Origin of the sequence: Coleofasciculus sp. FACHB-712, from assembly GCF_014695635.1 — a bacterium.
Lineage (GTDB): Bacteria > Cyanobacteriota > Cyanobacteriia > Cyanobacteriales > FACHB-T130 > FACHB-T130.
In genome coordinates this window covers 1-6,948 of record NZ_JACJOQ010000658.1, presented here as the reverse complement: position 1 = coordinate 6,948, position 6,948 = coordinate 1, and the positions used below count along the sequence as shown (strand labels likewise).

The following is a 6,948-nucleotide window of genomic DNA, read 5'->3' as shown; positions in this document are numbered from 1 at the left end:
TGAATGGATAGAGATAGAGGCTTATCGGGACTGGAAAAGTTTAGTAAAGTATGTCAAAAATGTGCTAAAAAAAGTCGGAACCGAATATGTAATTAATTTTGCTTAAGCACTTAACTCTAACCAATTACTTAACTCTTGTGCTAACCAATCAAGTTCTTCTGTTTTTAGATAGCCAAAGAAACGGGTTTCGCTGTCTGTACTTAGCGATTGCCCGATGCGATAGCTAGAACTAGCGTCTGTATAATTGACTCCATCTGTAGCCCAAATCTTTAACTCTGGCGGTACCTCTGTAATGCCTGCTTCAGTATCGCGACGATAGAGGCGCTTCAGGTAAGTCAATTTATAGAGGTTACGGCGACTTGCCTGAAAAACCAGCCGCCGTATTTTCCACGCTATTTGAGTTACCTTTATTGACCGACGATCGATATAGATATAGGTATTGACATTCGCTGCGAAAAAATATTGCCACAAACCAGAAAGACCCATTCCTAAAAGAAATAAGCTGATCAAGATTAGTAACCCATTACCACTAAACAAAGAGCCAATTAACGCCATCAACGACAAAATCGTAAAACAGAAGATAAAGGAAATTGAACAACCCGCTCCTGCATTGGAAGTTTCTGGAGGTAGATATATCTCTAGAACTTCTGCATCCTTGAGAAGAGAAATTTTACTGTCATCAGGTTTTTGGAGTATTAGAGGAGTTGATGTCGCTGATGCAACAGATGGGAGTTGCAGAAGAGAAGGCTGCTCTAATGTCGCGAGAGCTGCTTGAGCTGAACTAAATCGCTGCTTGCGGTTGGGATGGGTCATTTGCTTGAGCCATTGCACAAAGCTGGGAACTAGATGCGGCACGGGTTCAAACTGAAGAAGCAAATCTTCTTGTAACAAATCTGCGGGGTGTGTCCCTGTCACCAAGTAGATTAATGTTGCTCCCAAACTATAGAGATCGGAGGCTGGAAAAGCACGTCCGCTAAATTGTTCGGGTGGCATATAACCATAGGTTCCCACAATCGTCATCGTCCCGATTTCTCGGACAGCCGTTTGCACCGAACCAAAATCAACTAAGTAGATATCTCCAACTTGATGAGCAGAGCGATCGCTAGTTAATAAAATATTGCTTGGTTTAATATCCCGATGAATCACCGGAGGATTGCCAGAGTGCAAGTAGCTCAATACATTCAGTAATGCTTTCGCGATTTGTGTTACCTCTTCTTCGCTAAATGTCCGTCCGCGCTTAATCCATTCCTGCAAGGACGTTGCAGGAATATAAGTTTGCACGAGTACAAATCCCTGACGATCGGGTAAGTGCAATTCAAAGGAATCAAGATAGCAGGGAATTGCCGGATGCGATAGAGATTTGAGGGTTTCTGCTTCTCGTTCAAACAGTTTTAAATCCTCCCAACGGAAGTCACTGTTAAAAGTGAGAATCTTAAGCACAACAAGTTCCTGGGTTTGTAAATCCTGCGCTAATAAGGTACGCCGTCCAGAATTGTGTCCCAATTGGCATTGAATGTGATAGCGATCGCGCAGTATCTGTTCTTCTCCTAGCATGGGAAATTATTGCTCCTGTGTGGTGATCAAGTTTTGCAGCAAGGCTATGTGAATTCCAAATGATGAGGATTCAACAAGGGTTTCATTTTTAACATTTCTGTTGTCTCTAAGGAGAATCGCACCAAATTTACGGTTGTTGACCAACCTGTTTCTCTTCAAAATCCCTTTCATCAATTTGCCTCGTTCGGGCGCTTCCGTGAGGTACAGGATGTAGTGTCGCCCGATACTCCATCCACTCTACTCCCGCCTCTCTTTTAATTTCCTTAAAATCTAAGGGTTTGCTGAATTCCGAGAACGAAGGGTTCTGCAAAAACTTTTGTTTTTTTTGCTCCCAATCTATTCCCATACTGAACTTTAAGCGACAGTTACAAGGGCTAATATTTACAATGTTCGTTTCTCGATTAGCCTGAACGTACACAAAACGGCGCGTCTTCCCAGAGACGCTATCTACAAGTTTTACAGCCGCATCGCGGGTCGTTCCATTAATAATTTTTAGCTTCCCAAATCCCTGCAAATCTTGAGGTGGGATAATATCAGTGCCGTTTGGAAGAGAAACAGGAGGACGGTTTGGGCTTGGTTTCCGTGCAGACTTTAAGGAGACTGGTACGGTAGATAGCTGCGTTCCTGGAGGTTGCGTTCTAGGGAGATAAATCATCATACCTAATAAGCTGGCAATAGATACTGCTGCTAAAACAATGCGTCTGGTCAAAAAAATTGCTGAAAATTGGTTGTAATTCCTCAGAAGAGTAGACCGACTGGGGATAGTTTTTGAAGAAAATGATGCTAATTTGAGTTGTTCTATCTGAGGAGTTCGACCGCATTTAGAACAAGTCATTTTGTTGCCTAAAGCGCGACCTTTACTGACATAAAGCATTCCGCAATTGCAGTGCAGAATTTGCAACTTATTTTTCTGCATCGTTGGCTCCTTGGTTCTACTTTTCAGCACCCGATAAACGATGAGTTGATGCTTCTCGGTTGAACACACAGCAAAGCGAGTTTTATATACAAGGCTGTGCGCTCGCAGAATATATATCTTTGGAGCATCAGCACTTATGCAATAGATGAAGAACTCGCTGGAATAGCCAACACTGTTTGTCGTTCAGATTTCTTGCAGGCGTTTCCCTGGAAGTAGCGTGAAGCTGACTCCGAAGGCGTTCCCGTTCCCCGGAATGCTCGCGCAGAACCCCAAGGGTTGCGATCGCAATTAGGCGATCGCAAAATATCTATTCTTCTCCTAGCATGGGGAATTACTACTCCTATCTGGCGTAGCAGGTTATGCAACTAGTTAATTCAGAGGAATTACTGGCCTTTCTATTGTTCCGGTAGCTGCTGTTTTAATTTATATGGATTAATTTTATATATACCTTGTCCTATAGTAAATTAGAAAAGCTTTGCAGTATTTATTTAAGTTTAATAACCGTTGTATATTTGAAATTTCTTCAACTCGAAAACTCAGCTAAGTTTGTGTAATTGGTACATTTAACCACTCACTTAATTCATGGGCTATCCATTCTTTTTCTACATTTGATTTGATACTGCTACTAATTTCTATTTTTTGGTTTTCACCCCAAATTTCTAAAGTATCTGGATATTGCTCTCTGTCTTTATTAATAAATTCGCCTGGATTATAAATTAATTTAGTAATATTTTTGATTGCGAGAAAAGACTCAAACTCAAATCCTAACAACTCATGGGTGAAGTAAATCAGCTCTGATTCTATACGCAATCGTCGTTTACCCAATAAAGAGTCGATAAGTGAATATGGGAAACATACCCAAAAAATTAATATCCATAAACTTAGAAACATTAATGGTAGCCAGAAGAAGAGTAGGAACAATATAGTTACCAAACCAAGAGAAAAAAACTGAAAAGTTAAAAACCAGGTTAAACCCCAAATAATTGGAGTAAGAAAAAACATACTAGCCCCAGCTTTGATTAAGTCAAAAAAGCCAGGTGGAGGAATAAAAATTTCTATGCTATGTATGTTTTTGGTTAATTTAATTTTACTTCCGAATGGCTTTTTAACACACTTACAAATGAGATTTAACCGTGGTTCATTAAGCGATTGTAGCGCTAGCTTTGCAGAATCCAGACGCTCTTCCAACCTTGGTTCCGTCATCTGCTGCAACCAGTTGGTAAAGCTTGGAGTAAGATTAGCTTTTTGCCTAAATTGAACGCGAAAATCCTTTTGTGGTAAATCTGCGGGATGGGTTCCAGTTACTAAATAAATTAAAGTAGCACCTAAACCATAAAGATCAGAACTAGCAACAGTGCGTCCGCCAAATTGTTCGGGTGGCATATAGCCATAGGTTCCTACTATAGTCATTGTTCCACCTTTGCTGTCAGAAATAGTTTGCACAGAGCCAAAATCGACTAAATAAACGTTACCAACACTATTACCAGACCTATCGGTTAATAAAATATTACTTGGCTTGATATCGCGATGAATGACAGGTGGGTTTTGTTCGTGCAAGTAAATCAAAGTTTCTAAAATAGATAGAGCTATTTCTTTTACTTCTTCTTCAGTGAAAGTTCGACCTGATTGTAAATATTGCTCTAGAGTTTTTGCAGGAATATAGGTTTGTACTAAAGCAAATCCTTTTAGGTTTTGTAAATTTACATCGAAGTAATTTAAATAACGAGGAATCGAGGGATGATTGAGTGTTTTTAGAGTTTCCGCTTCTCGCTCAAATAATTTAAGGTCATCCCATTCAAAATCACTACTTAATGATAGTAATTTAATAACTACTAATTCTGACGTACGCAAATCATGCGCTAGGAGGGTTTTTCGTCCGTTTTTTTTGCTTAACTCCTGCTGAATTTGATAGCGATCGCCTAATATTTTATTCACTAGCATAAGCAATATTACTCCTTAAACTTTTCTAACTTCGATTGAAACAAACAGAATATTTAATTAGCGATAGTTCTAGGGATTATTTAATTGTATTGAATACCTGTTCGCCCTAATTTATTTTTTTAAACTTGCTTATCTGCATATAAAATCGGCAAATCCAACCAAGTGCTTAATTCTTTTGCCAGCCATTGCACTTCTTCTTTGGGTAAATTTATGCTAGCACCAGGAAATTTATACTTATAAATCCCAGCCCAAATTTCCAATTGTGCGCCCACAGTTACTGAATATCTATTACCGTGAGAATTTTCACGTTGGTCAACGTATTCGGAGAAATAAACCAATTTGACAATTTCTTCTCGTGGTGATTCTGGAGCTAAATGAAATTTCAAAAATCCAAACAACTCTTTACTAAAAATAACTTTTTCCTGGTTTATATAAAGTGTTTTACTAATAAAGTACGATGAAAGGAAATATAAGTACACTAATAGAAATATTATAGGTAGCAGATAAGTCATATTGAATTCATCAAACAAAGCGTACAAGAACAGGGTTGCAATTCCTATAGCAAATGAAATAAAAATAAACGTTCCCAAAACCTCAAAAAAATCTAAGTGTTCTGGCGGCATGAAAATTTCTAGAAATTTGCTACTTTTTCTAAGTTGAATTCTCCTGATAAGTGGTCGATTGATAGCTAAAAGATTGGGATTTTGATTCAAAGCTTGTAGAGCTTGGTATGCTGAATCAAAACGATTTTCTAAGTTTGGCTCGCACATCCGCCGCAACCAGTCACTAAAAGTCAGACTAAGATTCGTTTTTTGCTCGAATTGAATGCGAAACTCTCTCTGTGGTAAATCTGTAGGATGGACACCTGTTAATAAATAAATTAACGTTGCACCTAAACTGTATAAATCTGAAGCGGGAACTGTACGTCCACCAAATTGCTCTGGGGGCATATATCCATAAGTTCCCACTACTGTGCGAGTTGCGCCTTCTTGGGCGGCGACAGTTTGCACTGATCCAAAATCTACCAGATAAATGCCAACACTATTACCAGACCTATCGCCCAATAAAATATTACTGGGTTTAATATCTCGGTGAATCAATGACGGATTTTGACGATGTATGTACATCAAAATTTTTAAGATAGCGTTAGCGATTTCTTTAACTTCTATCTCAGTAAAAATCCGACCTGCTTTGACATGGTGGGACAAAGATTGTGCAGGAATATAACTTTGAACGAGAGCGAATCCTTTTAGCTCGGAAGCGTTTATCTCAAAATAGTCTAAGTAACGAGGAATAGCTGGATGTGACAAGTTTTTTAAAGCTTCTGCTTCCCGCTCAAACAGTTTGAGGTCATCCCACTCAAAATCACTGTTAAAAGTCAGTAACTTGACAACCACTAATTCTCCAGTCGCTTGTTCGCTACACAAAATTGTCCTTCGACCAGCTTTTTTTCCTAATTCCTGGTGGATTTGGTAGTGCGCTCCTAAGATTTGACTATCCATTTGCTCACCTAATATTTTATCTTTTGTTATTTGTTACGTATTTGACGTTGCTACTACCCTCATGCCCTTTGAGTCACGTTTGTTAGGCACGAATGACAATTTATAGACAATGTTTCCTAGAGGTTAACAAACTGCTTGTATATATATCCCAGCGAGGAGAAGTTATGCAAAAGGGGGCAGAGAGTTTCAGCTACTGGATAATAATTAAGACTTTCTTAGTTTGGATATTGCACAGATTTGTCTAAAGTCGAATGTTTTGCAGTGTTACTCGGACTCTCCGATAAGGGTGAAAGCCGCCCATTGTTTAGGATTGGGATATTGTTTCATTGCTGTCAGCATTGCTTGACGGAGGGAAACCGCTTTGTCAGGATTTTGTTGTAAATTGCGATAAAATTCGGTCATCAAAAAGGCTGTAGAATTATCATTAACTGCCCACAGCGAGACCATGACGCTGGGAACTCCCGCAGAAATTAAAGAGCGAGATAAGCCAACCACGCCATCACCTGTAATGTCTCCGCGTCCCGTATCGCAAGCGCTGAGAACCACTAAATCGGCGCTTAGTTTCATGTCGAAGATTTCGCCTGCGGTAAGTAAGCCATCAACTACGTCGTCAGGTGTACCAGAAGGAGCAAGCGCGATCGCTCCCGGTACACCGAATCCTTTAAAATCATGAAGTAAGCCGTGGGTAGCCAGATGGATGATACGAGCTTTCTGCATTTTCTGCATTACCGCCGTTTTGGTGGCATTGCTACCTGTAAGTGCTTTGGTATTGAATAATTTAGCAATTTGAATTGCTTCTTTTTCTGCACCAGGCAGAGGCTCTAAGCTTGCCTCCAATTTCCCAATTTTAATTTTAGGCATGGTAGGATTGCCGACAACCAGCACATCCTTAGCTAATCTTTGACTGTTCTGCTTCTGCTTACGGGTTAAGTCCAAAACTTGGATTGCAGGAGCGGTGAGGATGGTATGTTTTTCGATTAAGTATTTGCTTTGCTCGTCTTGCAGCGCGGGAAAGGGAACGAGAAATAGGAATTC

6 protein-coding genes and 1 pseudogene are annotated in these 6,948 nt (G+C 39.8%); 1 reads left to right on the top strand and 6 read right to left on the bottom strand.

The genetic code is table 11. The features are described from left to right. Positions 1–106: pseudogene (locus H6F50_RS27405) on the top strand (IS630 family transposase); the annotation flags it as partial. On the opposite strand, the gene H6F50_RS24925 reads toward H6F50_RS27405, so the two are convergent. From H6F50_RS24925 to H6F50_RS24900, 6 genes are all read right to left on the bottom strand, one after another. After that, positions 103–1,554, bottom strand: a complete 1,452-nt coding sequence (locus H6F50_RS24925) for a serine/threonine-protein kinase (protein WP_190430753.1) — start codon at positions 1,552–1,554, stop codon at positions 103–105. The pseudogene H6F50_RS27405 and the gene H6F50_RS24925 sit on opposite strands and share 4 nt — an antisense overlap. A 127-nt stretch (positions 1,555–1,681) precedes the next feature. Next, positions 1,682–2,470: a hypothetical protein gene (locus H6F50_RS24920; protein WP_190430752.1), complete on the bottom strand. Its 789-nt coding sequence runs from the start codon at positions 2,468–2,470 to the stop codon at positions 1,682–1,684. A gap of 134 nt (positions 2,471–2,604) precedes the next feature. Beyond that, positions 2,605–2,835: a hypothetical protein gene (locus tag H6F50_RS24915; RefSeq protein WP_190430751.1), complete on the bottom strand. Its 231-nt coding sequence runs from the start codon at positions 2,833–2,835 to the stop codon at positions 2,605–2,607. A gap of 175 nt (positions 2,836–3,010) precedes the next feature. Continuing rightward, positions 3,011–4,411: a serine/threonine-protein kinase gene (locus tag H6F50_RS24910; protein ID WP_190430750.1), complete on the bottom strand. Its 1,401-nt coding sequence runs from the start codon at positions 4,409–4,411 to the stop codon at positions 3,011–3,013. Between the two features lie 119 nt (positions 4,412–4,530). After that, positions 4,531–5,913 carry a serine/threonine-protein kinase gene (locus H6F50_RS24905; RefSeq protein WP_190430749.1) on the bottom strand — a complete coding sequence of 461 codons (1,383 nt, stop codon included), beginning with the start codon at positions 5,911–5,913 and terminating at the stop codon, positions 4,531–4,533. A gap of 264 nt (positions 5,914–6,177) precedes the next feature. Continuing rightward, positions 6,178–6,948, bottom strand: a 771-nt coding sequence (locus tag H6F50_RS24900) for a CHAT domain-containing protein (RefSeq protein ID WP_190430748.1), incomplete at its 5' end; no start/stop codon positions are given.

Bases quoted from the DNA above. Each gene is read 5' to 3' on its own strand.
- H6F50_RS24925 (WP_190430753.1), bottom strand. From the start codon at position 1,554: ATGCTAGGAGAAGAACAGATACTGCGCGATCGCTATCACATTCAATGC.
- H6F50_RS24910 (WP_190430750.1), bottom strand. From the start codon at position 4,411: ATGCTAGTGAATAAAATATTAGGCGATCGCTATCAAATTCAGCAGGAG.
- H6F50_RS24920 (WP_190430752.1), bottom strand. From the start codon at position 2,470: ATGCAGAAAAATAAGTTGCAAATTCTGCACTGCAATTGCGGAATGCTT.
- H6F50_RS24905 (WP_190430749.1), bottom strand. From the start codon at position 5,913: ATGGATAGTCAAATCTTAGGAGCGCACTACCAAATCCACCAGGAATTA.